The organism is Kineococcus glutinatus (genome assembly GCF_039542765.1).
GTDB lineage: Bacteria > Actinomycetota > Actinomycetes > Actinomycetales > Kineococcaceae > Kineococcus_A > Kineococcus_A glutinatus.
Genome location: NZ_BAABIL010000096.1, coordinates 1 through 1,154 on the forward strand (window position 1 = coordinate 1; position 1,154 = coordinate 1,154).

Annotated in this window: 1 protein-coding gene and 1 pseudogene; both read left to right on the plus strand. The window is 79.8% G+C overall.

Annotation, left to right across the window (positions count from 1 at the left end; genetic code table 11):
• A partial coding sequence (locus ABEB16_RS04385) for an alpha/beta hydrolase family protein (RefSeq protein ID WP_345711051.1) occupies positions 1–910 on the plus strand: 910 nt, incomplete at its 5' end.
• Positions 907–1,154: pseudogene (locus ABEB16_RS04390) on the plus strand (alpha/beta hydrolase); the annotation flags it as partial. The gene ABEB16_RS04385 and the pseudogene ABEB16_RS04390, both read left to right, overlap by 4 nt.

Below are 1,154 nucleotides of genomic sequence, written 5' to 3' on the forward strand. Positions count from 1 at the left end.
GCTGGCGGGCCTGGCCGCGTGCGGCGACGGCGGCGGCACCACCGCCGGCCCCACGGGCTCGGGCACGGGGTCGGGCGCCACGACGAGCCCGGCGCCCACCCGCACGCCGGGCATCCCGACCCTGCCGGAGGGGCTGGCCGAGTCCCAGCGCACCGCCTACCGCTACGGCGAGCACCCCCGGCAGGTGTCGGACCTGTGGCTGCCGCAGGAGGGCCCCACCCGCCCGGGGGTCGTCGTCCTCGTCCACGGCGGCGCCTGGGGCCCGGAGACCGACCGCAGCGACACCGACCGCCTCGTCGCCGACCTCGTCGGCCGCGGGCACGCCGTCCTCAACGCCGACTACCGGGGCGTGGAGGACACCTCCCCCTGGCCGGCGACGCTGCTGGACACCGCCGCGGCCGTCGACGTCGTCGGGCAGGCCGCCGTGGAGCACGGCCTGGACGCCGGGCGGGTGGTCCTCGTGGGCCACTCCGCGGGCGGGCACCTGGCGCTGTGGGCCGCCGCGCGGCACCGGCTGCCGGACGGTGCACCCGGGGCCTCCCCACCGGGGCGCCCGATCGCCGCGGTGGCCATGTCGGGTGTCGTCTCCCCCACCGCGCTCGGCGGGGAGGGCGGGGACCCCAACGTGACGCGGTTCTTCGGCGGCGCGCCCGAGGAGGTCCCCGAGCGCTACGCCGTCGCCGACCCCGCGCGCCTGGTCCCCCTGGGGCTGCCGCTGCTGCTGGTGCACGGCACCGCCGACGACGTGGTGCCGCCCGCGCAGTCGCAGGCCTTCGCCGAGGCCGCCCGGGCCGCCGGCGACGACGTCGGCCTGGAGCTGACCGACGGCGAGGGCCACGGCACGCCCCTGTACCCGTCCTCGCGGGCGTGGCAGCTGGCGCGCGCCTTCGCGACCGAGCGGCTCGGGTGAGCCCCGCCCCGGACGGCGGGCCCCTCGAGCACCGCTACGGCCCGCACCCGCAGCAGGTGGCGGACCTGCACCTGCCGCCGCGCCGGTCCCGGGACGCCGTCGTTGTCCTCGTCCACGGCGGCTTCTGGAAGGCCGGGTACACCCGGCGGCTGGAGGACGCCGTCGTGGCCGGCCTGCTGGCCGACGGCTGGCCGGTGTGGAACGTCGACTACCGCGGCGTCGGGGAGGGCGGCGGCTGGCCGGG